At 72.9% G+C, this 26,670-nt stretch carries 26 protein-coding genes; 2 read left to right on the top strand and 24 right to left on the bottom strand.

Going from position 1 to position 26,670, the window contains the following annotated elements:
* Positions 1-52: 52 nt before the first annotated feature.
* The 3 genes from AB0P03_RS01145 to def form a co-directional block, all read right to left on the bottom strand.
* A complete protein-coding gene (locus AB0P03_RS01145) occupies positions 53-1,486 on the bottom strand; it encodes a transcription antitermination factor NusB (protein WP_363618305.1) in 1,434 nt (477 codons plus the stop codon).
* A gap of 89 nt (positions 1,487-1,575) precedes the next feature.
* Positions 1,576-2,520, bottom strand: coding sequence for a methionyl-tRNA formyltransferase (gene fmt / locus AB0P03_RS01140; RefSeq protein WP_363583154.1), 945 nt, complete (start codon positions 2,518-2,520; stop codon positions 1,576-1,578).
* A 40-nt stretch (positions 2,521-2,560) separates the two neighbouring features.
* Positions 2,561-3,106 carry a peptide deformylase gene (gene def, locus AB0P03_RS01135; protein ID WP_363627486.1) on the bottom strand — a complete coding sequence of 182 codons (546 nt, stop codon included), beginning with the start codon at positions 3,104-3,106 and terminating at the stop codon, positions 2,561-2,563.
* 288 nt (positions 3,107-3,394) lie between these two features.
* Here def and AB0P03_RS01130 point away from each other — a divergent pair, with 288 nt between their 5' ends.
* The gene (locus AB0P03_RS01130; protein WP_363627485.1) at positions 3,395-4,036 is read left to right on the top strand and encodes a hypothetical protein; all 642 of its coding nucleotides are present in this window, start codon (positions 3,395-3,397) and stop codon (positions 4,034-4,036) included.
* 61 nt (positions 4,037-4,097) lie between these two features.
* Here the strand turns inward: AB0P03_RS01130 and AB0P03_RS01125 are convergent, their stop codons facing one another.
* From AB0P03_RS01125 to pyrR, 14 genes are all read right to left on the bottom strand, one after another.
* Positions 4,098-6,194 carry a primosomal protein N' gene (locus tag AB0P03_RS01125; protein WP_363627484.1) on the bottom strand — a complete coding sequence of 699 codons (2,097 nt, stop codon included), beginning with the start codon at positions 6,192-6,194 and terminating at the stop codon, positions 4,098-4,100.
* A gap of 94 nt (positions 6,195-6,288) precedes the next feature.
* Positions 6,289-7,497, bottom strand: coding sequence for a methionine adenosyltransferase (gene metK / locus AB0P03_RS01120; protein ID WP_350877833.1), 1,209 nt, complete (start codon positions 7,495-7,497; stop codon positions 6,289-6,291).
* 150 nt (positions 7,498-7,647) lie between these two features.
* Positions 7,648-8,895, bottom strand: coding sequence for a bifunctional phosphopantothenoylcysteine decarboxylase/phosphopantothenate--cysteine ligase CoaBC (gene coaBC / locus AB0P03_RS01115; protein ID WP_363627483.1), 1,248 nt, complete (start codon positions 8,893-8,895; stop codon positions 7,648-7,650).
* A 150-nt stretch (positions 8,896-9,045) separates the two neighbouring features.
* Positions 9,046-9,312, bottom strand: a complete 267-nt coding sequence (rpoZ, locus tag AB0P03_RS01110; RefSeq protein ID WP_030240625.1) for a DNA-directed RNA polymerase subunit omega — start codon at positions 9,310-9,312, stop codon at positions 9,046-9,048.
* Positions 9,313-9,349: 37 nt separating this feature from the next.
* Positions 9,350-9,907: a guanylate kinase gene (gene gmk / locus AB0P03_RS01105; protein ID WP_350877834.1), complete on the bottom strand. Its 558-nt coding sequence runs from the start codon at positions 9,905-9,907 to the stop codon at positions 9,350-9,352.
* A 48-nt stretch (positions 9,908-9,955) separates the two neighbouring features.
* The gene (mihF, locus tag AB0P03_RS01100; RefSeq protein WP_063346755.1) at positions 9,956-10,282 is read right to left on the bottom strand and encodes an integration host factor, actinobacterial type; all 327 of its coding nucleotides are present in this window, start codon (positions 10,280-10,282) and stop codon (positions 9,956-9,958) included.
* Positions 10,283-10,647: 365 nt separating this feature from the next.
* Positions 10,648-11,481, bottom strand: coding sequence for an orotidine-5'-phosphate decarboxylase (gene pyrF / locus AB0P03_RS01095; RefSeq protein ID WP_350877835.1), 834 nt, complete (start codon positions 11,479-11,481; stop codon positions 10,648-10,650).
* A 101-nt stretch (positions 11,482-11,582) separates the two neighbouring features.
* Positions 11,583-12,698, bottom strand: coding sequence for a quinone-dependent dihydroorotate dehydrogenase (locus tag AB0P03_RS01090; protein ID WP_363583148.1), 1,116 nt, complete (start codon positions 12,696-12,698; stop codon positions 11,583-11,585).
* A 106-nt stretch (positions 12,699-12,804) separates the two neighbouring features.
* Positions 12,805-16,113: a carbamoyl-phosphate synthase large subunit gene (gene carB / locus AB0P03_RS01085; RefSeq protein ID WP_363583146.1), complete on the bottom strand. Its 3,309-nt coding sequence runs from the start codon at positions 16,111-16,113 to the stop codon at positions 12,805-12,807.
* Positions 16,106-17,323, bottom strand: coding sequence for a glutamine-hydrolyzing carbamoyl-phosphate synthase small subunit (gene carA, locus AB0P03_RS01080; RefSeq protein ID WP_363583144.1), 1,218 nt, complete (start codon positions 17,321-17,323; stop codon positions 16,106-16,108). The genes carB and carA overlap by 8 nt, the downstream gene beginning before the upstream one ends.
* Positions 17,320-17,886, bottom strand: a complete 567-nt coding sequence (locus AB0P03_RS01075) for a hypothetical protein (RefSeq protein WP_363583142.1) — start codon at positions 17,884-17,886, stop codon at positions 17,320-17,322. The genes carA and AB0P03_RS01075 overlap by 4 nt, the downstream gene beginning before the upstream one ends.
* Positions 17,883-19,187, bottom strand: coding sequence for a dihydroorotase (locus tag AB0P03_RS01070; RefSeq protein WP_363372726.1), 1,305 nt, complete (start codon positions 19,185-19,187; stop codon positions 17,883-17,885). The genes AB0P03_RS01075 and AB0P03_RS01070 overlap by 4 nt, the downstream gene beginning before the upstream one ends.
* Positions 19,184-20,158 carry an aspartate carbamoyltransferase catalytic subunit gene (locus AB0P03_RS01065; protein ID WP_363583140.1) on the bottom strand — a complete coding sequence of 325 codons (975 nt, stop codon included), beginning with the start codon at positions 20,156-20,158 and terminating at the stop codon, positions 19,184-19,186. The genes AB0P03_RS01070 and AB0P03_RS01065 overlap by 4 nt, the downstream gene beginning before the upstream one ends.
* 5 nt (positions 20,159-20,163) lie before the next feature.
* A complete protein-coding gene (gene pyrR, locus AB0P03_RS01060; protein WP_363583138.1) occupies positions 20,164-20,811 on the bottom strand; it encodes a bifunctional pyr operon transcriptional regulator/uracil phosphoribosyltransferase PyrR in 648 nt (215 codons plus the stop codon).
* A 330-nt stretch (positions 20,812-21,141) separates the two neighbouring features.
* Here pyrR and AB0P03_RS01055 point away from each other — a divergent pair, with 330 nt between their 5' ends.
* Complete coding sequence (locus AB0P03_RS01055) at positions 21,142-21,645, top strand: transcriptional regulator (RefSeq protein WP_031072501.1); 504 nt, start codon at positions 21,142-21,144, stop codon at positions 21,643-21,645.
* Positions 21,646-21,769: 124 nt separating this feature from the next.
* Here the strand turns inward: AB0P03_RS01055 and AB0P03_RS01050 are convergent, their stop codons facing one another.
* The 7 genes from AB0P03_RS01050 to rpsR all read right to left on the bottom strand — a co-directional run bounded on the left by AB0P03_RS01050 (position 21,770) and on the right by rpsR (position 26,664).
* The gene (locus AB0P03_RS01050; protein ID WP_363583136.1) at positions 21,770-22,711 is read right to left on the bottom strand and encodes a hypothetical protein; all 942 of its coding nucleotides are present in this window, start codon (positions 22,709-22,711) and stop codon (positions 21,770-21,772) included.
* 220 nt (positions 22,712-22,931) lie between these two features.
* On the bottom strand, positions 22,932-23,759 hold the full coding sequence (locus AB0P03_RS01045) for a thioesterase family protein (protein ID WP_363583134.1): 828 nt from the start codon (positions 23,757-23,759) through the stop codon (positions 22,932-22,934).
* A 159-nt stretch (positions 23,760-23,918) separates the two neighbouring features.
* Entirely contained in the window at positions 23,919-24,356 is a 438-nt protein-coding gene (nusB, locus tag AB0P03_RS01040) for a transcription antitermination factor NusB (RefSeq protein WP_063346766.1), read from the bottom strand.
* 4 nt (positions 24,357-24,360) lie between these two features.
* Positions 24,361-24,924 (bottom strand): elongation factor P, encoded by a 564-nt coding sequence (gene efp / locus AB0P03_RS01035; RefSeq protein WP_350877845.1) that lies wholly within the window; start codon positions 24,922-24,924, stop codon positions 24,361-24,363.
* Between the two features lie 79 nt (positions 24,925-25,003).
* Positions 25,004-26,110: an aminopeptidase P family protein gene (locus AB0P03_RS01030; RefSeq protein ID WP_363627482.1), complete on the bottom strand. Its 1,107-nt coding sequence runs from the start codon at positions 26,108-26,110 to the stop codon at positions 25,004-25,006.
* Positions 26,111-26,200: 90 nt separating this feature from the next.
* A complete protein-coding gene (gene rpmF, locus AB0P03_RS01025; RefSeq protein WP_063346769.1) occupies positions 26,201-26,374 on the bottom strand; it encodes a 50S ribosomal protein L32 in 174 nt (57 codons plus the stop codon).
* A 53-nt stretch (positions 26,375-26,427) separates the two neighbouring features.
* Positions 26,428-26,664 (bottom strand): 30S ribosomal protein S18, encoded by a 237-nt coding sequence (rpsR, locus tag AB0P03_RS01020; protein WP_363583130.1) that lies wholly within the window; start codon positions 26,662-26,664, stop codon positions 26,428-26,430.
* Positions 26,665-26,670: the final 6 nt, after the last annotated feature.

The raw sequence follows: 26,670 nt of genomic DNA, 5'->3' as shown, positions 1-26,670 counted from the left end.
CCCTCCCCAGTCCCCCCGGATCACCGGATCACGGGATCACCGGATCACCGGATCACGCCGTCCGCCGCAGCAGCGCCAGGTACATCGCGTCCGTCCCGTGCAGGTGCGGCCAGAGCTGCACGTCCGGCCCGTCCCCGAGCGCGGGGACGCCCGGCAGCAGCGGGCGCGCGTCGATCCACTCGACCCGGCCGCCCTCGGCCCGCAGCACGTCGTCCACGACGGCCCGGGTCTCCGCGAGGTGCGGCGAGCAGGTCGCGTACCCGACCACCCCGCCGACCCGGGTGGCGTCGATCGCCGAGCGCAGCAGGTCCCGCTGGAGCGGGCCGAAGGCCGCGACGTCGGCGGGGCGGCGGCGCCAGCGCGCCTCCGGGCGGCGGCGCAGGGCGCCCAGGCCGGAGCACGGCACGTCGACCAGCACCCGGTCGAAGCCTCCGGAGCGCCAGGCCGGGCGGGTGCCGTCCGCGGTGATCACCGTGTACGGGCCGGGGTTGCCCTCCAGCGCCCGGGCGACCAGCCGCGCGCGGTGCGGCTGCTTCTCGCTCGCGACCAGCCCGGCGCCGCGTTCGGCGGCCAGCGCCGCGAGCAGCGCGGCCTTGCCGCCGGGGCCGGCACAGCCGTCCAGCCAGAGCCGGTCCGGGCCGTCCAGCGGGGCGTTGGCCAGGGCGAGGGCGACCAGCTGGCTGCCTTCGTCCTGGACGCCCGCCCGGTTGTCCCGGACGGCCTCCAGCGAGCCCGGGTCGCCGCCTTCGGCGAGCCGCAGCGCGAACGGGGACCAGCGGCCGGGCTCGGCCTCGGGCAGCGCGTCGGCGAGTTCGCCGACGTCGACCCGGCCGGGGCGGGCGACAAGGGTCACCTCGGGCCGGGCGTTGTCGGCGCGCAGCAGGTCCTCCAGGGCGCTGCGCCCGGAGGCGTCGGGCTGCCAGCGGCCGAGCGAGTCCCAGAGCGCGGAGACGACCCAGCGCGGGTGCGAGTGGACGACGGCGAGGTGGTCCTCGGCGTCCTTCTCGTACGGCGGGGCGACCTTCTCGATCCAGGCGTCCAGGTCGTGGGCGCTGATCCGGCGCAGGACGGCGTTGACGAACTTGGCCTTGCCGTCGCCGAGCACCACCCGGGCCAGCTCGACGGTGGCCGAGACCGCCGCGTGGCTGGGGATGCGGGTGGTGAGCAGCTGGTGGGCGCCGAGCGAGAGCACGTCCAGGACCGGCGGGTCGACCTTGCCGAGCGGCCGGTCGATGCAGGCGGCGATGATCGCGTCGTAGGTGCCCTGAAGGCGCAGGGTGCCGTAGACGAGCTCGGTGGCGAGGGCGGCGTCGCGCCGGTCCATGCCCTTCTGCTCGGCTTCGCGGAGCAGCGACGGCAGGATCAGGTTGGCGTACGCGTCGCGCTCGTCGACGGCGCGCAGCGCGCGGAACGCGACGATCCGGGCCGGGTCCTTCTTCGGGCGGCGGTGCGGGCGGGGGGCGCGCTGGGCGCTGGGGGTGGTCACAGGATGCCTCAAGGTGCTGCGGTGGTTATCGGTGGTTATCAGAGGATTATCAGTGGTTATTGGACGAACAGTAACGCTAAACCTGAGCCTCAGCCCTCGGAGCCGAAGCGCTCCCCGGACTCCAGCCGCGCCCCGCGCGCCCAGTCCGCCGCCCGCATCTCCTTCTTCCCCTGCGGGCGGACCTCCCCGAGTTCGACCTCGTGGCTGCCCGTCCCGACCCGCACGCTGTTCTTGCCGACCACGGCCAGCTCCCCGGGCGCCAGGGCGGACGAGTCGGTCAGCAGCTTCACCGGCCCGGTGATCTTCAGCCGCTCGCCGCGGAACTCCGTCCAGGCGCCGGGCGCCGGGGCGCAGCCGCGCACCACGCGGTCGATCCGCAGGGCGGGGTGGCTCCACTCGACGCGCGCGTCCTCGACGGTGATCTTCGGGGCGAGCGTGACGCCCTCGGCCGGCTGCGGGAGGGCGTGCAGGGAGCCGTCCTCGATGCCGTCCATGGTGGCGGTGAGCAGGCGCGCGCCGGACACCGAGAGGCGGGTGAGCAGTTCGCCGCTGGTGTCGGTCGGGCGGATCTCCTCGGTGATCACGCCGTAGACCGGACCGGAGTCCAGGCCCTGCTCGATCAGGAAGGTGGCCGCGCCGGTGACCTCGTCGCCGGCCAGCACGGCGTGCTGGACGGGGGCCGCGCCGCGCCAGGCGGGCAGCAGCGAGAAGTGCAGGTTGACCCAGCCGTGCTTGGGGATCTCCAGGGTGCCGGGGCGCAGGAGCGCGCCGTAGGCGACCACCGGGCAGCAGTCGGGGGCGAGTTCGGTGAGCCGGGCGACGAACTCCGGGTCGCTGGGCTTCGCCGGCTTGAGGACCTCGATCCCGGCCTCCTCGGCGCGCTGGGCGACGGGGCTGGCGACCAGCTTGCGCCCTCGCCCGGCGGGGGCGTCGGGGCGGGTGACCACCGCGACGACCTCGTGCCGGTCGGAGGCGAGCAGGGCGTCCAGGGCGGGAACGGCGACCTCGGGGGTGCCGGCGAAGACGAGACGCATCAAGTGCCTTTCTGCAAAAGAACGTTGGAGATCAGAGGGTTCAGCGCGCGGCGCCGAACGTGCTGTGCGGGGAGACCTTGACGACCGGCGCGGGCGCGCCGCCCCAGTCGGTGTCACGGATCGCCTTCAGCGCGGCCTTGCGCTGCTCGCGGTCGAGCCGGTCGATGAAGATGATGCCGTCGAGGTGGTCGGTCTCGTGCTGGATGCAGCGGGCGAGCAGCTGGGTGCCCTCCAGGGTGACCGGATCCCCGTACATGGTGAAGCCCTTGGCGACCACGCCGTAGGCGCGCTTGGTGTCGTAGCGCAGTCCGGGCAGCGAGAGGCAGCCCTCGGGGCCGTCCTGCTCCTCCTCGGTCAGCGACAGGTCCGGGTTGATCAGGTGCCCGGTGACACCGTCCACGTGGTAGGTGAACACCCGCAGGGAGACGCCGAGTTGGGGCGCGGCGAGGCCGGCGCCGGGGGCGTCGAGCATGGTTTCGGTGAGGTCGCCGACCAGGGTGCGCAGTTCCTTGTCGAACGTGGTCACCGGCTGGGCGGTGGCCCGCAGGACGGGGTCTCCGAAGAGCCGGATCGGCTGGATCGCCACGGGTACGGGCTCCTGTCCGTCGAGGGTGCGGGGCTGCGGGCAACTACGGGTTCCCGGCAAGTCTATGCAACGCACCGCGCCCGCCGCCCATGCCCTCACCCGGCTCCTCACACCGCCCCGAACGCCCCTCCCCCACCCCGGCACCGGCTTCTGGCATATCCCGAGTGTGCCCGGCGGCGTTACCCCGGCCCCCGCTTCGGCGTTGGTCAAGTGAGATTGACCGGGGCCGGGCGCACGGGACACCGCGCCCCGGCCGAGCCGAACCGTACGGAAGGTGGCACGTAGGCCATGGCCGAGCAGATCAACCACGACGCCCGGGCGCGGGCGAGCCTGCACCTGCTGGTGCGGGACATCGAGCGGGTGAGGCGGCAGGTCGACGCGCTGCGGACGCTCACCGCCCAGTTGGGCAACGTCTACCGTCCGCGCCGGCCCAGCACGTCGGCCGGCTTCGTCGTGTACGGGCGGGCGCCCGCGCCGACCGTGCGCCTGGCGCAGGAGCTGAGGGAGAGCGTGGAGACCCTGGTCGCGGCGGCGGTCGAGTTCGACCGGGCGCTGGGCTTCTCCTGGGACTCGGTGGGCTCGGCCCTCGGGGTCACCAAGCAGGCCGTGCACCGCCGGTACGGGATGCGCCGCCCGACCAGCGAACTCCTCGCCGCCAGCGGCGCCGTCCCGGGCCAGAGCCGCCCGGACCGCTCGGAGGAGCTGCCCGCCGCGCCGTCCGGCGGCCTGGCGGCGACCGTCCCGGCGGCCCGCCAGGGCGGCCTGGACCGCAGCAGCCTCGACCGCACCGCCCTGGAGCGCGGCACCCTGGAGCGCACCGCGCTCGACCGCACCACCCCGGAGCGCGGCAACCTCGACCGCCCCCCGGTCGACCGCACCACCCCCGAGCGCACCCCGGTCGACCGCACCGGCATCCCGCTGCGCGGCTGACGCCGCCGTCCGACCAGCGCCATCCGGGGCGGGGTGGCCACTCACCCCGCCCCCGCCGGCCTCACCCGATGTCGGTCGGATCCACCCGCACCCGTACCGCCTCCGGCGTCCGCAGCGCGATCCGCGCGATCTGCGCCGCCTTGAGGGCCGCCGCCAGCGCCGCCCCCTGCCCGGGCGGCACCCTCAGCAGCGCGCGCTCCTGTTCCTCCCCGCGCAGGGCCGGGGCCGGTACCGGCCCGAGCACGTCCGCCTCCGAGGGCAGCCGGATCAGCCCCAGCAGGTCGGCCACGGCCGCCGGGCTGCCGCTGACCGACGCCATCCGCGACACCGGCGGGAAGTGCAGCTGCGCCCGCTCGTCGCGTTCCAGCCCGGCGTGGCCCAGCGGGTCCCAGCGGACCAGGGCCTGCACCGGCCGCGCCGACGGCTCGGCGACCACGACCACCGAGCCGCCCTCCTCGGCGGACCGGACCAGCGAGGCGGCCGTCAACCAGAGCCGCAGCGTCTCCTCCCCGGCCCGCAGGTCGGGCCGGCCGAGCAGCGCCCAGCCGTCCAGCAGCAGCGCGGCCCCGTACCCGGTACCACCGTCCACCACCGGCTCCGCACCGGGCGTGGAGATCACCAGCGACGGCTCGTCCGGGACGGTGGCCAGCACCGCGTCCCGCCCGGAGGTGCGCACCGGGATGCGCGGGAACGCCTTGCCCAGTTCCTCCGCCGTGCGCCGGGCGCCGACCACCTGGGCTCGCAGCCGGAACGAGCCGCACTCGGGGCAGTGCCAGTCCGTCTCCGCCTCCCCGCACCAGCCGCAGTTCAGCGCGGCGTCGGCCGCGGGCGCCTCCAGCGGGCCCTCGCACCGCCGGCACCGGGCGGGGGTGCGGCAGCGCCCGCAGGACAGCCGGGGCACGTAGCCGCGCCGGGGCACCTGGATGAGCACCGGGCGCCCGGCGGCCAGCGACTCCCGGGCGGCCTCCCAGGCCACCGAGGGCAGCCGGGCGGCCTGGGCGGCGCCATCGCGGTGCTGGTCCTGGTCGGTGACGGTCCGCACCCGCGGCGCGATCCGGCGCACGGTCTCCCGGTCGGCGGTCAGCGGGCGGGCCCACCCGGTGCTGACCAGCTGCGCGCCCTCCACCGTGACGGCGTGGCCGCCGAGCAGCACGGCCGCGCCCTCGTCGGCGGCGCGCAGCAGCGCGACCTCGCGCACGTGCGGGTGCGGGGCGCGCGGGTCGCTGTGGCTGTTGTCGCCGTCGGACCAGACGACGACCAGCCCGAGGTCGCGCACCGGCGCGAACATGGTGGCGCGGGTGCCGATCACGGCGTGCACCGAGCCGCGGCTCACCGCCAGCCAGCGCCGGTAGCGCTCGCGCGGGCCGAGGTCGGCCTCCAGGGCCACGTGCCGCCCCGCGCCGAGCAGTTCGGTGAGCGCCTGGTCGACCCGGGCCACCGACCGCCCCTCGGGCAGCACGACGAGCGCGCCGCGCCCGCCCGCCAGCGTGGCGGCGACGGCGCGCGCGATCTCGTACGGCCAGCCGGGGCCGGGCAGCGCCGCCCAGACGGCGCGCGGCGAGCCGCCGTCGGCCAGCGCGGCGAGGAAGTCGGGCCCGGCCGGGTAGCGCTGCCAGCCCCCGGGGGCGGGGGCCGGGGGGCGCGGGAGCGCCGGCGGCGAGGCCTCGGCCTCGGCCTTGGCGTGGCGGGGCGGGACGGCCAGTTGGAGGACGTCGGCGAGGGTGCCGGCGTAGCGGTCGGCGACGGTCCGGCAGAGCCGGAGCAGCTGGGGGGTGAGCACGGGCTCGGGCGACAGCACCTGGGCGAGCGGGGCGAGCGGGCCGGGGAAGTCGCTCTTCTCCAGCCGGGCGACGATGAACCCGTCGTGCAGCTCCCCGCCCTCGCGCTGGCCCTTCACCACGCGCGCGCCGAAGCGCACCCGCACCCGGGCGCCCGGGCGGGCCTCCTCGGCCATCGCGGCCGGCACCTCGTAGTCGAAGAACTTGTCGATGGTGAGCACGCCCTTGTCCACCACGACCCGGGCCACCGGCAGGTGCTCGGCCCGCTTGGCGCCGCGCCACGTCCGGGGTTTGGCCCGCTTGACCGTCTCCCGGATGAACGCCAGCTGCTCCGGCTCGGCCCCGTTCTCCGTGTTCTCCGTCTCCCCTGTGCTGCTCATCGCTCCCAGTACTACCAGGTCACACCGACAGAACGCACAGAAGCGGCGCCCACCCCGCCCGGGGGTAGGCGCCGCTTCCGGACGATCAGGCCGTTCAGTCCTTCACGGCCGCCTTCAGCTGCTCCACCCGGTCGGTGCGCTCCCAGGTGAACTCGGGCAGCTCACGGCCGAAGTGGCCGTACGCCGCGGTCTGGGAGTAGATCGGGCGCAGCAGGTCCAGGTCGCGGATGATCGCGGCCGGGCGCAGGTCGAAGACGTCGGTGACGGCCTTCTGGATGGTCAGCACCGGCACGGTCTCGGTGCCGAAGGTCTCGACGAACAGGCCCACGGGCTCGGCCTTGCCGATCGCGTACGCGACCTGCACCTCGGCGCGGCGGGCGAGGCCGGCGGCGACGATGTTCTTCGCCACCCAGCGCATCGCGTACGCGGCCGAGCGGTCGACCTTGGACGGGTCCTTGCCGGAGAAGGCGCCGCCACCGTGGCGGGCCATGCCGCCGTAGGTGTCGATGATGATCTTGCGGCCGGTGAGGCCGGCGTCGCCCATCGGGCCGCCGATCTCGAAGCGGCCGGTCGGGTTCACCAGCAGGCGGTAGCCCTCGGTGACCAGCTTGATGCCCTGCTCGGCGAGCGCCTTCAGCTCGGGCTCGACCACGAACTCGCGGATGTCCGGGGTGAGCAGCGACTCCAGGTCGATGTCACTGGCGTGCTGGGTGGAGACCACCACGGTGTCGAGGCGGACGGCCTTGTCGCCGTCGTACTCGATGGTGACCTGGGTCTTGCCGTCGGGGCGCAGGTACGGGATGGTCCCGTTCTTGCGGACCTCGGTCAGGCGGCGCGAGAGGCGGTGCGCGAGGGTGATCGGCAGCGGCATCAGCTCGGGCGTCTCGTCGGACGCGTAGCCGAACATCAGGCCCTGGTCGCCGGCGCCCTGCTTGTCCAGGTCGTCCTCGTCGCCTTCGACCCGAGCCTCGTACGCGGTGTCGACGCCCTGGGCGATGTCGGGCGACTGCGCGCCGATGGACACCGACACGCCGCAGGAGGCGCCGTCGAAGCCCTTCTTGGAGCTGTCGTAGCCGATCTCCAGGATCTTGTCCCGGACGAGCTGGGCGATCGGCGCGTACGCCTTGGTGGTCACCTCGCCGGCCACGTGCACCTGGCCGGTGGTGATGAGCGTCTCCACGGCGACCCGGGAGGTCGGGTCCTCCCGGAGGAGAGCGTCAAGGATGGTGTCGCTGATCTGGTCAGCGATCTTGTCGGGGTGTCCCTCGGTGACGGACTCCGAGGTGAACAGGCGGCGAGACACAGCGCTCCCTGGGGTTGCAGCGGCTGCTGACTGAAGGCCCCCGGCGAACCGGGGACATCCGGAAAGACTTGATTCCTGGAGTCTAACGGGATGCCTCCGCCGAACGTCACCCGCTTCCGGAAATCGCGACCGATCTCCAGCAGGGCTTGATCAGCCGCCGATCGTTTCCAGCCGCTTCACGACCAGGTCCCAGACCACGTCCGCCAACGCCTCCTTCGGGCCCACCGGAACGGCCGTCTCACTGCCGTCCGAGCCCAGTACCACGGCCTCGTTGACGTCCGTCCCGAAGGCCTTGCCGTTGCCCACCTCGTTGACGACCAACAGGTCGCAGCCCTTGCGGGCGAGCTTGGCGCGGCCGTTGGCGAGCACGTCGTCGGTCTCCGCCGCGAAACCCACCACGAGTTGGCCCGAACGGGCGCGGTGCGCCGCCAGCTCGGCCAGGACGTCGGGGTTGCGGACGAGGGCGACCGGCGCCGGCTCGACCCCCTCGACCTTCTTGATCTTGCCGCTGGCGTACTCGGCGGGCCGGAAGTCCGCCACGGCCGCGGCCATGACCACGGCGTCGGCCGACGCGGCCGCCTTCAGCGCCGCCTCGCGCAGCTCCAGCGCGGTCGAGACGTGCACCACGTCGACCCCGGCCGGGTCGGCGAGCTCCGCGTTGGCCGAGACCAACGTCACGCGCGCCCCACGGGCCGCGGCCGTCACGGCGAGCGCGTAGCCCTGCTTGCCGGAGGAGCGGTTGCCCAGGAAGCGCACCGGGTCCAGCGGCTCGCGGGTGCCGCCGGCCGAGACCACCACGTGTCGGCCCGCCAGGTCGGTCGGGGCGGCCCCGCCCCGGCGCAGCACGGCCCGGCAGGCGTCGAAGATCACGGACGGCTCGGGCAGCCGTCCCTTGCCGGTGTCCTTGCCGGTGAGCCGCCCGACGGCCGGCTCCAGCACGATCACGCCCCGGCGGCGCAGCGTGGCGACGTTGTCCCGGGTGGCGGGGTGCTCCCACATCTCGGTGTGCATGGCGGGCGCCAGGACGACCGGACAGCGGGCGGTGAGCAGGGTGTTGGTGAGCAGGTCGTCGGCGAGGCCGTGGGCGGCCTTGGCGATCAGGTCGGCGGTGGCGGGGGCGACCACGACCAGGTCGGCCTGCTGGCCGATCCGCACGTGCGGCACCTCGTGCACGCGCTCCCAGGTCTCGGTGGCGGCCGGGCGGCCGGAGAGCGCGGCCCAGGTGGCCTCGCCGACGAAGTGCAGCGCGGCCTCGGTGGGCACCACGGTGACCTGGTGGCCGGACTCGGTGAACCGGCGGAGCAGCTCGCACGCCTTGTAGGCGGCGATGCCGCCGCTGACGCCGAGGGCGACGCGCGGCGCGTCCGCCGACCCGCTCCGGTCCGAAGTCGCGCTCATACTCCCGCTCTCCTCCACTCCTGGGACGTGCACACCCTACGGCCCCTCAGCCACCGCGCGCACCGTGGTCGATCCCACAGCCCCCGGGAACGCCGAAGGGCCCGGCGGAAACGATTCCGCCGGGCCCTTCCACAAGCTTCGGAGACCGCCTCAGGCGGCTTCGATCGCCTCGGCGGTCAGCATGCCCGCGTTGATCTCGCGCAGCGCGATCGACAGCGGCTTCTCGTGCACGTGGGTGTCGACCAGCGGGCCGACGTACTCGAGCAGGCCCTCACCGAGCTGGGAGTAGTACGCGTTGATCTGGCGCGCGCGCTTGGCGGCGTAGATCACGAGGCTGTACTTGGAGTCGGTGGCCTCAAGCAGCTCGTCGATCGGCGGGTTGATGATGCCCTCGGGCGCGGTCATGGAAGAGGACACGCGAAAACCTTCCGAAAGGGTGGAAAAGACAGACAGGTCAGGCTACACCGAGCAAGGCTAGCAGTTCGGCCGCTACCTGCTCGACGGAGGTGTTGACAAGGGTCGTGTCGAACTCGGGCTCGGCCGCGAGCTCGACCTTGGCCGCCTCCAGCCGCTTCGCGATCACGTCCTGCGACTCCGTGCCCCGACCGGTCAGCCGTCGGACCAGCTCGTCCCAGCTCGGCGGGGCCAGGAAGACCAGCTGCGCCTCGGGCATCGACTCGCGCACCTGGCGGGCGCCCTGGAGGTCGATCTCCAGCAGGACGGGCTCGCCGCGCTCCAGCTTCTCCAGCACCGCCGAGCGCGGGGTGCCGTAGCGGTTGCCGGCGAAGACGGCCCACTCCAGCAGCTCGCCGTTGGCGATCAGCTTGTCGAACTCGTCGTTGTCGACGAAGTGGTACTGGACCCCGTTCTGCTCGCCCGGCCTCGGGTGCCGGGTCGTCGCCGACACCGAGAGCCAGACCTCGGGGTGCTGCTTCCTCATATGAGCGACGACCGTGCTCTTGCCGACCCCCGAAGGGCCGGAGAGCACGGTCAGCCGCGGACGCTCACTCATGCACCGATTATCCCGGATCGCGGACGGTCCCGGGACCACGGGGCACGGTCAGGCGGCACCGCCGCCGAACTCCCGCTCCAGGGAGGCGATCTGGTTCGTACCGAGGCCGCGGACGCGCCGGCTCTCGCTGATGCCGAGGCGTTCCATGATCTGCTTGGCACGGACCTTGCCGACGCCGGGAAGGGACTCCAGCAGTGCGGAGACCTTCATCTTGCCGATGACGTCGTTCTCGGCCTTTCCGGCCTTGATCACCTCGTGCAGGGAGGCGCCGGAGTGCTTGAGCCGGTTCTTGACCTCGGCGCGCTCCCGGCGAGCCTCGGCGGCCTTGGCGAGCGCGGCGGTGCGCTGTTCAGGGGTAAGGGGCGGAAGAGCCACGCCGTTCACCTCAGGGTGTGGAAGGAAGGGATTGAGCTATGACTGGTTTGGATCCCAGGACACCGTCCGCAAGGGGAACCAGAGGGCCCTTGACCTGCGGGAGCTACGGGTTTCGCGGCTCGCCGATGACCTATCGCCGGACACTACCCGGATTGCGGCGCCACGTCAGGAAAAGAACACGAAAAGTCCTGGTCAGCCAAGGCCGACCAGGACTTTCCAGGGCAAAATGACCGCGATTGCGAAACTTTGACACCGCCAATGTGACGGCGCTCACGTCAACTCCGGGGAGGTCCGGGGACCCTCGCCGGGCTGCGCACACTGCGCAGGGTCATCGCCCCGCTACGCGCTCGCGCCCTCGATCGCCGCTACTTCACCGCGTCCGCGTACTCGCCGACGAACCGCTCGGCCGCCGAGCGCAGGGCCGCCACCGACGGACCGTGCTTGAGCACGTCCCGGCTGACGCTCGGCACCACGTTGATCACCGCGGCGCCGAACACCCGCGGCAGGTCGGCCATCGTCGCGCCCTGGGCGCCGATCCCGGGGGCCAGCAGCGGGCCGTTGATGGCCAGTTCCACGCCCGCGTCGGCGAGCGTCGCGCCGACGACCGCGCCGAAGGAGCCCAGCGGGGCGGCGTCGCCGTTCTCCGCCGCCAGCTGCCGCAGCACCGAGGCCGCGACCGACTCGCCGTCCGCGCCGACCGCCCGCTGCACCTCGTGGCCCTCCGGGTTGGAGGTGAGCGCCAGCGCGAACACGCCGCAGCCCTGCGCGCGGGCCAGGTCGAGGGCCGGGCGCAGCGAGCCGAAGCCCAGGTACGGGCTGACCGTGACGGCGTCCGAGAACAGCGGGCTGCCGGGCGACAGGAAGGCCTCCGCGTAGGCGGCCATGGTGGAACCGATGTCGCCGCGCTTGGCGTCCATCAGGACCAGCGCGCCGGCCGCCCTGGCCTCCTCGACGGACTTCTCCAGCACCGCGACACCCTTGCTGCCGAAGCGCTCGAAGAAGGCGGCCTGCGGCTTGAGCACGGCCACCCGGTCGGCCAGCGCCTCGACGACGGTGCGGCTGAAGGTCTCCAGGCCGGCAAGGTCGTCGCCGAGCCCCCAGGCGGCGAGCAGGGAGGCGTGCGGGTCGATGCCGACGCAGAGCTGGCCGCGGGTGTCGAGGGCCTGGCGCAGCCGGGCGCCGAACGGGGCGAGGGTCATGTCGTCCTTCCGGAAGGTCGTGGGGAGGCCGCACGGAGGCCGTACGGGAGGTCGTGCGCGGCTCGTACGGGGCGTCGTACGAGCCGGGGCCGCACGGTGGTTCAGGAGGCGGCCCTGGTGCCGTCGACGGCACTGCCGACGGCGGCGGCCAGGTCGCGGAAGCCCGCGGCCCGGATCCGGGCGGAGAGGCCCCGGTGGATCCGGCGGCACCAGAACGGGCCCTCGTAGATGAAGGCGCTGTAGCCCTGGACGAGGTCCGCGCCGTGGACGATCCGCTGCCAGGCGTCCTCGGCGGTCTCGACGCCGCCGACCGAGACCAGCGTCAGCCGGCCCCCGGTCCGGGCGCGCAGGCGCTGGAGCACCTCCAGGGCGCGGGCCTTGAGCGGGGCGCCGGACAGGCCGCCCATGCCGATCTCCTCGACCCGGGCGGCGTCGGCGCGCAGGCCCTCGCGGCCGATCGTGGTGTTGGTGGCGATGATGCCGTCCAGGCCCAGTTCCAGGGCGAGGTCGGCGACCGCGTCGACGTCCTCGTCGGCCAGGTCGGGGGCGATCTTGACCAGCAGCGGGACGTGGTGCGCGGTGGTGCGGTCGGCGGCCTCGCGGACGGCGGAGAGCAGCGGGCGCAGGTGGTCCACGGCCTGGAGGTTGCGCAGCCCGGGGGTGTTCGGCGAACTGACGTTGACGACCAGGTAGTCGGCGTACTTGGCCAGCCGCTCGGTGGACTTGACGTAGTCGGCGACGGCGTCGGCCTCCTCGACCACCTTGGTCTTGCCGATGTTGACGCCGATCACCGGGGTGGAGCTGGTGTGCGGGCGGGCGGCGAGGCGCGCGGCGACCCGGGCCGAGCCCTGGTTGTTGAAGCCCATCCGGTTGATCAGCGCGCGGTCCTCGACCAGGCGGAACAGCCGGGGCGTCGGGTTGCCCGGCTGGGGCTCGCCGGTGATGGTGCCGATCTCGACGTAGTCGAAGCCGAGCATCGCCAGGCCGTCGATGCCGACGCCGTTCTTGTCGAAGCCGGCCGCCAGGCCGAACGGCCCCGGCAGGTCGAGGCCGAGGGCGGTGGTGTGCAGCGCCCGGTCACGCGGGGCGAGCACCAGCCGCACCAGCGTGCGCAGGCCGGGCACCGAGGAGGCGAGCCGGATCCAGAAGAAGGCGAGGTGGTGGGCCTTCTCGGGGTCCATCTTCTTGAAGACGAGGTCGAACAGCAGCTTGTACAAAAACCCAACTCCCGGATCAGGGCCCGGATCTGGGCGTGAGCACCCGGATCAGGGCATGGAAGTGGGGGGCACCCGGCCGGCCTCGGTGCCCCCCACTGCGGTGGTGCTACTTGCGGCCGGCGTTGATCAGCGCGGCGTGCTCCTGGAGCGACATCACCCCGACCTCGTCGCGCAGCAGCGCGTCCATGCCCTGGACGGCCGCGCCCATCGCCTGGACCGTGGTCAGGCAGGGCACGCCGCGGGACACGGCGGCGGTGCGGATCTCGTAGCCGTCGAGGCGCCCGCCGGTGCCGTACGGCGTGTTGATGATGAGGTCGACCTCACCGTCGTGGATCAGCTGGACGATGGTCCGCTCGCCGTTGGGGCCCTCGCCCTCGCTGTGCTTGCGCACCAGCGTGGACGGGATGCCGCCGCGGTGCAGCACCTCGGCGGTGCCGGCGGTGGCGAGCACCTCGAAGCCGAGGCCGACCAGCGCGCGGGCCGGGAAGACCAGGTTGCGCTTGTCACGGTTGGCGACCGAGACGAAGACCTTGCCCTTGGTCGGCAGCGCGCCGTAGGCGCCGGCCTGGGCCTTGGCGTAGGCCGTGCCGAAGACCTTGTCGATGCCCATGACCTCGCCGGTCGAGCGCATCTCCGGACCGAGCACGGTGTCCACGCCGCGGCCGTGGATGTCGCGGAAGCGGCTCCACGGCATCACGGCCTCCTTGACCGCGATCGGCGCGTCGGCCGGCAGCGTGCCGCCGTCGCCCTCGGCCGGGAGCAGGCCCTCGGCCCGCAGTTCGGCGATGGTGGCGCCGAGCGAGATCCGGGCGGCGGCCTTGGCCAGCGGCACGGCGGTCGCCTTGGAGGTGAACGGCACGGTGCGGGAGGCGCGCGGGTTGGCCTCCAGCACGTACAGGATGTCCCCGGCCAGTGCGAACTGGATGTTGATCAGGCCGCGGACGCCGACGCCGCGCGCGATGGCCTCGGTGGAGGTGCGCAGGCGCTTGATGTCGTAGCCGCCGAGGGTGATCGGGGGCAGCGCGCAGGCGGAGTCGCCGGAGTGGATGCCGGCCTCCTCGATGTGCTCCATGACGCCGCCGAGGTAGAGCTCGGTGCCGTCGTAGAGCGCGTCGACGTCGATCTCCACCGCGTCGTCGAGGAAGCGGTCGATGAGCACCGGGTGCTCGGAGATCAGGCCGGCGTGGCGCTCCAGGTAGGAGGCGAGCGAGGCCTCGTCGTAGACGATCTCCATGCCGCGGCCGCCGAGCACGTACGACGGGCGGGCGAGCACCGGGTAGCCGATCTCGTCGGCGATGGCCTTGGCCTCGGCGAAGGAGAAGGCGGTGCCGTGCTTGGGGGCGGGCAGGCCGGCGTCGCGCAGCACGCGGCCGAAGGCGCCGCGCTCCTCGGCGAGGTCGATCGCCTCGGGCTGGGTGCCGACGATCGGCACGCCGTTGTCCTTGAGCGCCTGGGCCAGGCCGAGCGGGGTCTGGCCGCCGAGCTGGACGATCACGCCGGCCAGCGGGCCGGCCTGCTGCTCGGCGTGGACGATCTCCAGCACGTCCTCCAGGGTGAGCGGCTCGAAGTAGAGCCGGTCGGAGGTGTCGTAGTCGGTGGAGACGGTCTCCGGGTTGCAGTTGACCATCACGGTCTCGTACCCGGCGTCGGCCAGCGCGAAGGAGGCGTGCACGCAGGAGTAGTCGAACTCGATGCCCTGGCCGATGCGGTTCGGGCCGGAGCCGAGGATGATCACGGCCGGCTTGGTGCGCGGGGCGACCTCGTTCTCCTCGTCGTAGGACGAGTAGAAGTACGGGGTCTTGGCGGCGAACTCGGCGGCGCAGGTGTCGACGGTCTTGAACACCGGGCGGATGCCGAGCGCGTGCCGGACCTCGCGGACGACGTCCGGCTTCAGGCCGCGGATCTCGCCGATCTGCTGGTCGGAGAAGCCGTGCCGCTTGGCGTGGCGCAGCAGCTCGGGGGTGAGCTCGGCGGCCTCGGTCAGCTCGCCGGCGATCTCGTCGAGCAGGAAGAGCTGGTCGACGAACCACGGGTCGATCTTGGTGGCCTCGAACACCTCCTCCGGGGTGGCGCCGGCCCGGATGGCCTGCATCACGGTGTTGATCCGGCCGTCGGTCGGCACGACCGCCTTGACCAGCAGCTCGGCCTTGTCACCGACCGGGCCGGTCCAGGAGAACTGGGAGCCCTTCTTCTCCAGCGAGCGCAGCGCCTTCTGCAGCGCCTCGGGGAAGTTGCGGCCCATGGCCATGGCCTCGCCGACCGACTTCATGGTGGTGGTCAGCGTGGCGTCGGCGCTCGGGAACTTCTCGAACGCGAACCGGGGAACCTTCACCACGACGTAGTCGAGGGCCGGCTCGAAGGAGGCCGGGGTCTGCTCGGTGATGTCGTTGGGGATCTCGTCGAGCGTGTAGCCGACGGCCAGCTTGGCGGCGATCTTGGCGATCGGGAAGCCGGTCGCCTTCGAGGCCAGCGCGGAGGAGCGCGACACCCGCGGGTTCATCTCGATGACGATGACCCGGCCGTCGTCGGGGTTGACGGCGAACTGGATGTTGCAGCCGCCGGTGTCGACGCCGACCTCGCGGATCACGGCGATGCCGATGTCGCGCAGGATCTGGTACTCACGGTCGGTGAGGGTCATCGCCGGGGCGACGGTGATCGAGTCACCGGTGTGCACGCCCATCGGGTCGAAGTTCTCGATGGAGCAGACGACCACGACGTTGTCGTTCTTGTCGCGCATCAGCTCCAGCTCGTACTCCTTCCAGCCGAGGATGGACTCCTCCAGGAGCACCTCGGTGGTCGGCGAGAGGGCCAGGCCCTGGCCGGCGATGCGGCGCAGGTCCTCCTCGTCGTGGGCGAAGCCGGAGCCGGCGCCGCCCATGGTGAAGGAGGGGCGCACGACGACCGGGTAGCCGCCGAGCGTGTCGACGCCGGCCAGCACGTCGTCCATCGAGTGGCAGATGACCGAGCGGGCGGACTCGCCGTGGCCGATCTTGGCGTTGACCGCCTCGACGACGCCCTTGAACAGCTGGCGGTCCTCGCCCTTGTTGATCGCCACCACGTCGGCGCCGATCAGCTCGACGCCGTACTTCTCCAGCGTGCCGGCCGAGTGCAGGGAGATCGCGGTGTTGAGCGCGGTCTGCCCGCCGAGGGTCGGCAGCAGCGCGTCGGGGCGCTCCTTGGCGATGATCCGCTCGACGAACTCCGGGGTGATCGGCTCGACGTAGGTGGCGTCGGCGATCTCCGGGTCGGTCATGATCGTGGCCGGGTTGGAGTTGACCAGCACGACCCGCAGGCCCTCGGCCTTGAGGACGCGGCAGGCCTGCGTGCCCGAGTAGTCGAACTCGGCGGCCTGGCCGATCACGATCGGGCCGGACCCGATCACCAGGACGGACTTGATGTCAGTGCGCTTAGGCACGCTGGCCCTCCATGAGCTTCACGCTGTGCTTGTCGTCGCCTCGCATGAGCTCGACGAACCGGTCGAAGAGGTAGGCCGCGTCGTGCGGGCCGGCCGCCGCTTCGGGGTGGTACTGCACGCTGAAGGCGGGGACGTCGAGCGCCTGGAGGCCCTCGACCACGTCGTCGTTGAGGCAGACGTGGGAGACCTCGACCCGCCCGAAGGGGGTGTCGCTCACCCGGTCCAGCGGTGCGTCCACGGCGAAGCCGTGGTTGTGCGCGGTCACCTCGACCTTGCCGGTGGTGCGGTCCTGCACCGGCTGGTTGATGCCGCGGTGGCCGTACTTGAGCTTGTAGGTGCCGAAGCCCAGCGCGCGGCCGAGGATCTGGTTGCCGAAGCAGATCCCGAAGAACGGGGTCCCGCGCTCCAGCACGCCCTGCGCGACGGCGACCTGGTGGTCGGCGGTGGCCGGGTCGCCCGGGCCGTTGGAGAAGAACACGCCGTCCGGCTGGACCGCGTAGAGGTCCTCCAGGGTGGAGTTGGCCGGCAGCACGTGCACCTCGATGCCGCGCTCGGCCATCCGCTGCGGGGTCATCCCCTTGATGCCGAGGTCCAGCGCGGCGACGGTGAACTCCGCAGTGCCGATGGGCAGGGCTTCGCCGCCGGGACCGATCGCGGGCACGACGTACGCCTCGGTGGTGGCCACCTCGGCGCACAGGTCGGCGCCCTTCATCTCGGGCGACCGCTGCACCCGGGCGAGCAGTTCGGCCTGGTCGGTCAGCGCCTCGCCGGAGAAGATGCCGCAGCGCATCGCGCCGCGCTCGCGCAGGTGGCGGGTGAGCGCCCGGGTGTCGATGCCGCTGATGCCGACGACGCCCTGGCGGACGAGCTCCTCGTCCAGCGAGCGGGTGGAGCGCCAGTTCGACGCCACCCGGGCGGGGTCGCGCACGACGTACCCGGCGACCCAGATCCGCTTGGACTCGTCGTCCTCGTCGTTCCAGCCGGTGTTGCCGATCTGCGGGGCGGTCATCACGACCACCTGGCGGTGGTACGACGGGTCGGTGAGGGTCTCCTGGTAGCCGGACATGCCGGTGTTGAAGACGGCCTCGCCGAAGGTCTCGCCGGTCGCGCCGTAGGCCTCGCCGCGGAAGGTCCGGCCGTCCTCCAGGACGAGCACGGCGGGGGTGCGCTCCCGCCGTCGGCGCTGCGTGGTGGGGGCAGGTGCGGTCATTGAGCGGCCTCTTCCGTCTTCGTCTTCGTACGTGTTGCGAGTTGGGCGATCGCCTCGACCCAGGCGGCGTGCTCGTCCGGGTGGTCGGCCCGGAAGCCCGAGTCCAGCTCGGTGCCCTCGTGCGTCCAGGTGACGACGAGCAGCCCGGCCGGGACGACCTTGCCGGCGATCCCGGAGTCCGTGCGGGCACCGGTCAGGTGTCCGGCCGGGATCCAGAGGTCGACGTCACCGGGGCGCCGCACCAGCAGGCCGTCCTCGCCGAGGGTGAGGTCGGCGCGGCTGCGGGTGCCCAGGCCGTGCGCGACGACGCGGTCGAGCCAGTTCCCGGCGGTGGTGGAGCCGTGGTACCGCCCGCTGGTCTCCAGGATGGTCCGCCCGGCGCCGGCCGGCACGGCGGGCAGCGGCGGGATGCCGGACTGGAGGGTGCGCCGCCAGTTCCAGCCCTGCCGCATCAGCCAGTAGACGAGCCCGATGACGATCAGCAGGCCGACGGCCCAGCCGATGTACCCGGGCCAGTTGGTGACCTTGGCCTGCTCCTGGGCGAGCGCGGCCGGGCCGGTCACGCCGCCCCACCCTGCTCGGCCAGCTCGCCGGCCAGCACGGTGGCGCGCCCGCGCAGGAAGGTGGCGTGCACCCGTCCGGGCAGGTCAAGGCCCTTGTAGGGGGTGTTGCGGCTACGGGTGGCGAAGCTGTCCGGGTTCACGGCACCACGGTACGCGGGATCGAACAGCACCAGGTTGGCCGGCTCACCGACCGAGACGGGACGGCCCTGTCCGGCGAGACGGCCGATCCGGGCCGGGCGGTGCGACATGCGGTCGGCGACGCCCTCCCAGTTCAGCAGGCCGGTGTCCACCATGGTCTGCTGCACGACCGACAGCGCGGTCTCCAGGCCGACCATGCCCATCGCGGCGACGGCCCACTCGCAGTCCTTGTCCTCGTCCGGGTGCGGCGCGTGGTCGGTGGCGACGGCGTCGATGGTGCCGTCCGCGAGCGCCTTGCGCAGCGCCTGGACGTCCTCGGCGGTGCGCAGCGGCGGGTTGACCTTGTAGACCGGGTCGTAGGAGCGGACCAGCTCGTCGGTGAGCAGCAGGTGGTGCGGGGTGACCTCGGCGGTGACGTCCCAGCCCTTGGCCTTGGCCCAGCGGATGATCTCGACCGAACCGGCGGTGGAGACGTGGCAGACGTGCAGCCGGGAGCCGACGTGCGCGGCGAGCAGCACGTCCCGCGCGATGATCGACTCCTCGGCGACGGCCGGCCAGCCGCCGAGCCCGAGCTCGCCGGAGACCTGGCCCTCGTTCATCTGGGCGCCCTCGGTGAGCCGCGGCTCCTGGGCGTGCTGGGCGACGACGCCGTCGAAGGCCTTGACGTACTCCAGGGCGCGGCGCATCAGCACCGCGTCGTCCACGCACTTGCCGTCGTCGGAGAAGACCCGCACGTTCGCGGCGGACTCGTGCATCGCGCCCAGCTCGGCGAGCTTGTTGCCCTCCAGGCCGACGGTGACGGCGCCGACCGGCTGCACGTCGCAGTAGCCGGCCTCCTGGCCGAGCCGCCAGACCTGCTCGACCACGCCGGCGGTGTCGGCCACCGGGGTGGTGTTGGCCATCGCGTGCACGGCGGTGAAGCCGCCCATCGCGGCGGCCCGGGTGCCGGTGAGCACGGTCTCGGCGTCCTCGCGGCCGGGCTCGCGCAGGTGGGTGTGCAGGTCGACGAGACCGGGCAGCACGATCAGGCCGCCGGCGTCGATCTCGATGTCCGCCTCGACCGCCAGGTCGGTGCCGATCGCCTTGATCACACCGTCGGCGAGGTGGAGGTCCTGCGGGGCACCGCCGAGGATCTGGGCGTTGCGGATCAGGTAGGTGGTCACTGAGCGGTCTCCACGGAGTCGGTGCGGGCGTCGTTGAGGGTGGCTCCCCCGAGCAGCAGGTACAGGACGGCCATCCGGACCGACACGCCGTTGGCGACCTGCTCGACCACGGTGCAGCGCGGCGAGTCGGCGACCTCGGCGGTGATCTCCATGCCGCGCACCATCGGGCCGGGGTGCATCACGATGGCGTGCTCGGGCAGCTGGGACATCCGGGTGCCGTTCAGACCGTAGCGGCGGCTGTACTCGCGCTCGGTCGGGAAGAACGCGGCGTTCATCCGCTCGCGCTGCACCCGCAGCATCATCACCGCGTCCGTCTTGGGGAGCACGCGGTCCAGGTCGTAGCTGACCTCGCAGGGCCAGTTCTCGATGCCGATCGGCAGCAGCGTCGGCGGGGCGACGAAGGTCACCTGGGCACCGAGGGTGGTCAGCAGGTGCACGTTGGAACGGGCGACCCGGCTGTGCAGGATGTCGCCGACGATGGTCACCCGGCGCCCGGCGAGGTCGTGGCCCAGCCCGGCGTTGAGGTGGCGGCGCATGGTGAAGGCGTCGAGCAGCGCCTGGGTGGGGTGCTCGTGGGTGCCGTCACCGGCGTTGATCACACTGCCGTGCAGCCAGTCGGACTGGGCGAGACGGGCCGGCGCGCCCGAGGCGTGGTGCCGGACGACGACCGCGTCGGCGCCCATCGCCTGGAGGGTGAGCGCGGTGTCCTTGAGGCTCTCGCCCTTGGAGACGGAGGAGCCCTTGGCGGAGAAGTTGATGACGTCGGCGGAGAGCCGCTTCTCGGCGACCTCGAAGGAGGTCTTGGTGCGGGTCGAGTCCTCGAAGAAGAGGTTGACGACGGTCCGGCCGCGCAGCGTGGGCAGCTTCTTGACGGCCCGTCCGGAGAGCTGGGCCAGCTCCTCGGCGGTGTCCAGGATCAGCAGCGCGTCGTCGCGGGTGAGATCGGCGGCGGAGACGAGGTGGCGCTTCACGCGGGTTACTCCGAAAGGTGCGGTTCGGACGGCTGGGAGGCCAGGGCCTGCGAACCCTGTTCATCGCGCGCGGAGCGCGACGCATCGGTGTAGTCGCGGTCGCCGACCAGCACGGCGTCCACGCCGTCGCTGTCGGACAGGCGCACCTGCACGGCCTCGCGCAGCGAGGTGGGGAGGTTCTTGCCCACGTAGTCGGCCCGGATCGGCAGCTCGCGGTGGCCGCGGTCGACCAGGACGGCGAGCTGGACGGCGCGCGGGCGGCCGATGTCGTTCAGCGCGTCGAGCGCGGCCCGGATGGTGCGGCCGGAGAAGAGCACGTCGTCGACGAGGATGACGAGCTTGCCGTCGATGCCGCCGGACGGGATCTCGGTGTGCTCCAGGGCGCGGGCGGGCTTGAGCCGCAGGTCGTCCCGGTACATGGTGATGTCCAGGGCCCCGAGCGGGATCTCGCGCCCGGTGATCTGGGCCAGCCGGCCGTGCAGGCGGCGGGCGAGGTGGACGCCCCTGGTGTGGATGCCGAGCAGCACGACGTCCTCTGCGCCCTTGGCGCGCTCGACGATCTCGTGCGCTATCCGGGTGACGACCCGGGCGATGTCCGTGCCGTCCAGCACCTGGTGCGGCGGTCGCGGCGTCGAATCTTGGTGTGTGGTCATGCCGAAGCGGACCTCCTTCCCCGCCTCACTGGACGGGCCTTAAAGGATGTCTGGGACTGCCCCCGCCGACCGGGCGCGGGCTTCGAGCCATCCTAGCAGCGGGCCGGGAGGCAACCGGACACGCACCATTCCGCTTCGCCGGGTTCACGCCCCGGACGCGCCGCGGATGCGGGCCATTCGCACGACTGCCCCATTCGGCTTGACGCAGCTACCTTACTCTACGTAACCTCACAGTGAGTTACGAGACGGACGTCGAACCCACCGGTAACGGCGTCGGCAATCGTCCGTGACCCACCACTGAACGCGAAGCAATCTCGTCCGGGGAGATCAATGTCCAGCGACTACGCGAAGCAACTCGGAGGCAAGCTCCGAGCGATCCGCACTCAGCAGGGTCTCTCCCTGCACGGTGTCGAGGAGAAGTCCCAGGGGCGCTGGAAGGCAGTCGTCGTCGGCTCGTACGAGCGCGGCGACCGTGCGGTCACCGTGCAGCGGCTGGCCGAGCTGGCGGAGTTCTACGGCGTCCCGGTGCAGGAGCTGCTGCCCGGCGGCACCCCCGGCGGCGCGGCCGAGCCGCCGCCGCGCCTGGTGCTCGACCTGGAGAGACTGACCCAGGTCCCGTCCGAGAAGGCCGGCCCGCTGCAGCGCTACGCGGCGACGATCCAGAGCCAGCGCGGCGACTACAACGGCAAGGTGCTGTCGATCCGCCAGGACGACCTGCGCACCCTGGCGGTCATCTACGACCAGTCGCCGTCGATCCTCACCGAGCAGCTGATCTCCTGGGGCGTGCTGAACCCCGACGCGCGCCGCGCGGTGCGCGAGGAGGAGGCGAGCTGACGCTCGCCGCACCGGCTCCCGCCGGCTCGGTCCGCGGTCCGGGCCACGCCCCGGGCCGTGCAGAAACGTCACGGCGCGGCACCCCGCATCCCGGGGGCCGCGCCGTCGCGCGTCCACGGCCGGCTCAGCAGACCGTCCCCAGGCTGTAGCCGGGCTGCGCCGCCACGCCGTCCAGCCGCACCGGCCCGGCAGCCGGCGCCCAGTCCTGCCCGCCGCTCGACCAGGCCCAGGAGGCCGGCAGGAAGTGCTCGTCGGCGGCTCCGCCACGGGCACCGCCCGCCGCCACCGAGCCCTGCGAGCCGTGCAGCACCGCCACCCCCGGCAGCTCCAGCGCCAATCCGGCGCACAGCACCGCGCAGACCAGCTCCAGGTCCTCGTCGTTGATCCGGACCACGCCGTCCTCCCACTGCAGCACCCGGGCCGCCGCGGTCAGCCGCCCGCCCGGCGCGTCCACCCGCAGCCGCAGCTCGTACACCCCGGCGCCCGCGCCGACCAGCATCCGGCGGAACACCTCGGCGCCGCGCTGGCGGGCGGCGCGCACCCAGCGGGCGTGCTCCTCGTCGACCTCGCCCGCGGCCCCGGACAGGCCGCCGTCCAGCAGCAGGTCGGCGTGGCAGAGCGTCAGCCCGTTCTCCCGGGCCCGGACCAGGCGCGGCACGAAGTCCCCGGCCAGTTCCTCGCCCTGATAGGCCAACAGCTGGGTCTGCAACGGCGGATTGACCAGGTAGCGGTCGCGGGCGAGCGGCTCGGCCGGGTCCAGCCCGTGCAGCACGCAGAACTCCGCGAAGTCCTGCGGGTGGAACATCCGGGCCCGCACGGTGTCGAAGCGCTCCAGGGCGTCGGCCAGCAGCTCGGCGGTCTCGGCCAGGTAGTGCTCGTGGTCGGCGGCGTTCGACAGCCCCCAGGCACGGGCCCGGGCGAAGTCGGCCGCGCTGGTCAGGATCCCGATGACGAACGCCTGCTCGGCCCCCTCGACCCGCCGCCGCTGGTGCGGCGCCCGCACCGTGGGTCGCGGGCCGCCGGCGGTGCAGTCGGAGTTGCGGCGGGCGCGGCCGTTGCGGCTCATGCGCCCACCTCGCTGCGCTCGGCACGGGCCTGCGCCCCTGCGCGCCTCTCGGTGGTTCGCTCGCTGCGCTCGCTCACGGGATGGCTCCTGACATCGACGGGTACCGTCGGCGGGTGACGGTCAGCGGCCGGCTCGCCGCTGACCGTCTATCTCCCCATCCGCGCGCGCCGCACACGTACGGCGTGTCACAGGAATGTAACCGACGGTAAGACGATGTGATTCACGCCGTCCGCGGCACCCGGGCGAGCTGGCGGGACTGCGCGACCAGGCGGCCGGACTCGTCCCAGACCTCGGCGTCCTCCTCGAAGTACCCGCCGGCCACGTTGCGGGTGGCGTGGGTGACCCGCAGCCAGCCCGGGACCGGCCTGGCCCGCAGGTGGACGGTCAGTTCGACGGTCGGGGCCCACCCGGGCAGGCCCAGGTCGAAGGTCACCGGCGGCAGCGCGTCGGCGACCAGCAGGAGCAGCAGCGGGTCGGGATCGCGGCCGTCGGCGAGCCGGAACCAGCCCTGGATCCGCCCGTTGCCGGACGGCTGCCCGAGCGCCCAGCCGATGGTGGCCGGGTCCAGCCGCAGGTCGAAGCGCTCCAGCAGCTCGGCCTGGGCGATCAGCTCCCGGGGCGCGTGCTCGACGCCGACGCACTGGTCCGGCGGCGGCAGCTGCGGCGGCACGGCGCTGGTGCGCACCTCGCCGTCGGCGGTGGAGAGGTCGCCGTGGCTGGCGACCACCCGCAGCCGCTCCACGCCGTCCTGGCTGAGCGAGGCGGTGCCGGTGGAGAGCCCGCGGCCGGTGCGCAGCACCTCGGTGCGGACGGTGGCCGGGCCGGGCGTGGAGGCGGACAGGTAGTAACCACTGATCGACACCGGGTCGGGGTGGTCGCCGTGCTCCAGCGACAGCGCGTGTCCGGCGACGGCGAGCAGCAGCCCGCCGTTGACCCCGCCGCCGATCTGCCAGCCGGCACCGAGTTCGGCCTCGTAGCGGCCGGGCTCGTCAGGGTGCCGGGTCAGGGCGATGCCCTGGTCGAACTCGCTGCGGGTCGCGGTGGTCATGGGGGTGGCCTGCCCTTCACTGCGGGTTTCCGAACGCCAAGTTACTGGCGAGTAGGGCACCACCTTACGCCGCCCGGGTGAAACGCGCGACGGCCGCCGGACCCGGAATCCGGGTCCAGCGGCCGTTCTGCGGGTCTCACCACCGCCGGTGGTCGGGACCTACCGGCGGATGCTCGGCTTCAGCTCCAGGAAGCGGGCGAGCAGGCCGTTGACGAAGGCCGGGGAGTCGTCCGTGGAGAACTCCTTGGCGATCTCCACGGCCTCGTCCAGGACGACGGCGTCCGGGACGCCGTCCTCCCAGATCAGCTCGTAGGCGCCGAGCCGCAGGACGTTGCGGTCCACGATCGGCATCCGGTCGAGGGTCCAGCCCACCGCGTACTGCGAGATCAGGTCGTCGATCCGGCGAGCGTGCTGGACGTACCCCTCGATCAGCTCCATGGTGTACTCGCCGACCTGCGGGGTGCCCTCGTCGGGCTTCGGCTCGCGGGCGCGGGCCACCCAGTCCGCGAGGACCCGCTGCGGGTCGACCCCGCGGTGGTCGGCCTCGAAGAGGATCTGGAAGGCCCGGGTGCGGGCCTTGCTACGTGCGGCCGACACGGACTTACTTCACCCGGCCGAGGTAGCTGCCGTCGCGGGTGTCGACCTTGATCTTCTCACCGGTGACGATGAAGAGCGGCACGGCGATCTCGGCACCGGTCTCCAGCGTGGCCGGCTTGGAGCCGCCGGTGGAGCGGTCGCCCTGGACGCCCGGCTCGGTGTGGGAGATCAGCAGCTCGACGGAGGCCGGGAGCTCGATGTACAGCGGGGAGCCCTCGTACATGGCGACCAGGGCCTCGAAGCCCTCCAGCAGGTACTTGGAGGCGTCGCCGACGACGGCCGGCTCGACCACGATCTGGTCGTAGGTGTCCGTGTCCATGAACACGAAGTTCTCGCCGTCCTTGTACGAGAACTGCATGCCGCGCTTGTCGACGTTGGCGGTCTCGACCTTGGTGCCGGCGTTGAAGGTCTTGTCGACGACCTTGCCGGTCAGGACCTCCTTGAGCTTCGTGCGCACGAAGGCCGGGCCCTTGCCGGGCTTGACGTGCTGGAACTCGACGACGGACCAGAGCTTGCCGCCCTCCAGCTTGAGGACCATGCCGTTCTTGAGATCGTTCGTGGAAGCCACGGGCGCACTTACTCCTGGATATAGCTGTCAAGGAACCAAGGCTTGCGTCCTGCCGCCGACGGCCGACGGGCGGCCGCGGTCACAGGGCGAGGAGCTCCTTGGTGGTGATGGTGAGCAGCTCGGGCCCGCCCTCCTCTGGGGGACGCACCACGAGCGTGTCCTCGATCCGGACACCGCCCTTGCCCGGGAGGTGGACCCCTGGGCCGACGGTGACCGGCACGCGGCTGTCCAGTTTACCCATGTCCGACAGGCCGAGGCGCGGCGCCTCCCGGATCTCCAGCCCGATGCCGTGGCCCACCGGGTGCGGGGAGGTCTCGGTGTGGCCGGCCGCCTCCAGGATCTGCCGCGCGGCCCGGTCGGGCACGCACTGCTCCACGCCCGGCCCGAGCGCCTCCCGGGCGGCCCGCTGGGCCCGGAACACCAGCCGGTGCAGCTCCACCTGCCAGGGCGCGGGGGCGGCGCCGATCACGAAGGTCCGGGCGGTGGAGACGCCGTAGCCCCGGTACTGGGCGCCCATCACCACGGTGAGGAAGTCGCCCTCCTCCACCCGGCGGTCGGTCGGCTGGTGGGCGGGCTGGCCGGAGTGGCTGCCGGTGCCGACGGACACCGGGTAGGCCGCCCGGTCCGCGCCGTGGTCGATCATCCGGCGTTCCAGCTCCATCGCCAGGTGCCGTTCGGTGCGGCCGACCAGGATCGACTCCAGCAGTTCGCCGAGCGCCTGGTCGGCGATCTCGGCGGCGATCCGCAGGTCGGCGATCTCGTGCTCGTCCTTGACCACCCGCAGCCGCTCGACCACCTGCCCCAGGTCGGCCAGCCGGGCCCCCTCCGCCAGGCCCGCCACCGCGCGGTGGCGGCTGACGGTCAGGTCGTGCTCCTCCACCGCCAGGTCCGCCACGCCCAGTCGCACGGCGGCGGCGGCCGCCGCCAGGGCGGTGTCCGCCGAGGCCGCCACCGGTACCTGGGTGACGTCCGGCGCGATCAGGTGTTCCCCGGTGTCGTCCGCCGGCAGATCGTCCGGCACTGCCAGCAGCACCCGCTCCCGGGTCAGCAGCAGCGTCGCCCCGCAGGGCGCGCAGCCCGTCAGATACCGCACGTTCGCCGCCCGGGTGATCAGCGCCGCATCGGCCCCGGCCGCACTGCAGTGCTCCCTCACCCGCTCCCGCCGACCCGCGTACGCATCAGACATGCGTCGAGCCTACGAACCCCCACTCCGATCCGCCCGCCGAGCACCCCCGACAGGGCGCGCCCCCACCCCCGCACGCCCCCTCCGTGGTCGCTACGCCCCCTCCGGGTCGATCAGGCCGCGGCGGTAGGCGGGGACCAGGTTCTGGGGGACGAGCAGTTCGCGGCCGTTGAGGGTGATCGGGACGAGCTTCGGGGCCTTGCCCTTCCACTGGGCCCGGCGGTGCCGGGTGTTGCTGCGGGACGTCTTGCGCTTGGGGACGGCCATCGGGGGCTCCTTGTCGGGTGGTGACGGTGGTGACGGTGGTGGCGGTGGTCCGGTTACCGGGTGGTGCCGGCGGCGTACGGGAGGAGGGCCATCTCGCGGGCGTTCTTGACGGCCCTGGCCACGGCGCGCTGCTGCTGGACGGTGAGCCGGGTGACGCGGCGGCTCCGGATCTTGCCGCGGTCGGAGACGAAGCGCCGCAGCAGGTCGGTGTCCTTGTAGTCGATGTACTCGATGCCGGCCGTGAACAACGGGTTCGGCCGGGCCTTGGGCGGGTTCGGTCGCTTACGCACAGTGAC

It is taken from the genome of Kitasatospora sp. NPDC088779 (genome assembly GCF_040685395.1).
In the GTDB taxonomy this organism is placed as follows: domain Bacteria; phylum Actinomycetota; class Actinomycetes; order Streptomycetales; family Streptomycetaceae; genus Kitasatospora.
This window is presented reverse-complemented; position numbering and strand designations above follow the sequence as displayed.

Excerpts from the sequence above, each read along its gene's own strand:
- pyrF (WP_350877835.1), bottom strand. The coding sequence starts at position 11,481 with ATGACCCTCGCCCCGTTCGGCGCCCGGCTGCGCCAGGCCCTCGACACC.
- AB0P03_RS01050 (WP_363583136.1), bottom strand. The coding sequence starts at position 22,711 with ATGAGCCGCAACGGCCGCGCCCGCCGCAACTCCGACTGCACCGCCGGC.
- AB0P03_RS01045 (WP_363583134.1), bottom strand. The coding sequence starts at position 23,759 with ATGACCACCGCGACCCGCAGCGAGTTCGACCAGGGCATCGCCCTGACC.
- pyrR (WP_363583138.1), bottom strand. The coding sequence starts at position 20,811 with ATGACCACACACCAAGATTCGACGCCGCGACCGCCGCACCAGGTGCTG.
- AB0P03_RS01130 (WP_363627485.1), top strand. The coding sequence starts at position 3,395 with ATGGCCGAGCAGATCAACCACGACGCCCGGGCGCGGGCGAGCCTGCAC.
- fmt (WP_363583154.1), bottom strand. The coding sequence starts at position 2,520 with ATGCGTCTCGTCTTCGCCGGCACCCCCGAGGTCGCCGTTCCCGCCCTG.
- coaBC (WP_363627483.1), bottom strand. The coding sequence starts at position 8,895 with ATGAGCGCGACTTCGGACCGGAGCGGGTCGGCGGACGCGCCGCGCGTC.
- gmk (WP_350877834.1), bottom strand. The coding sequence starts at position 9,907 with ATGAGTGAGCGTCCGCGGCTGACCGTGCTCTCCGGCCCTTCGGGGGTC.
- AB0P03_RS01125 (WP_363627484.1), bottom strand. The coding sequence starts at position 6,194 with ATGAGCAGCACAGGGGAGACGGAGAACACGGAGAACGGGGCCGAGCCG.
- rpmF (WP_063346769.1), bottom strand. The coding sequence starts at position 26,374 with ATGGCCGTCCCCAAGCGCAAGACGTCCCGCAGCAACACCCGGCACCGC.
- carA (WP_363583144.1), bottom strand. The coding sequence starts at position 17,323 with ATGACCGCACCTGCCCCCACCACGCAGCGCCGACGGCGGGAGCGCACC.
- AB0P03_RS01055 (WP_031072501.1), top strand. The coding sequence starts at position 21,142 with ATGTCCAGCGACTACGCGAAGCAACTCGGAGGCAAGCTCCGAGCGATC.
- AB0P03_RS01030 (WP_363627482.1), bottom strand. The coding sequence starts at position 26,110 with ATGTCTGATGCGTACGCGGGTCGGCGGGAGCGGGTGAGGGAGCACTGC.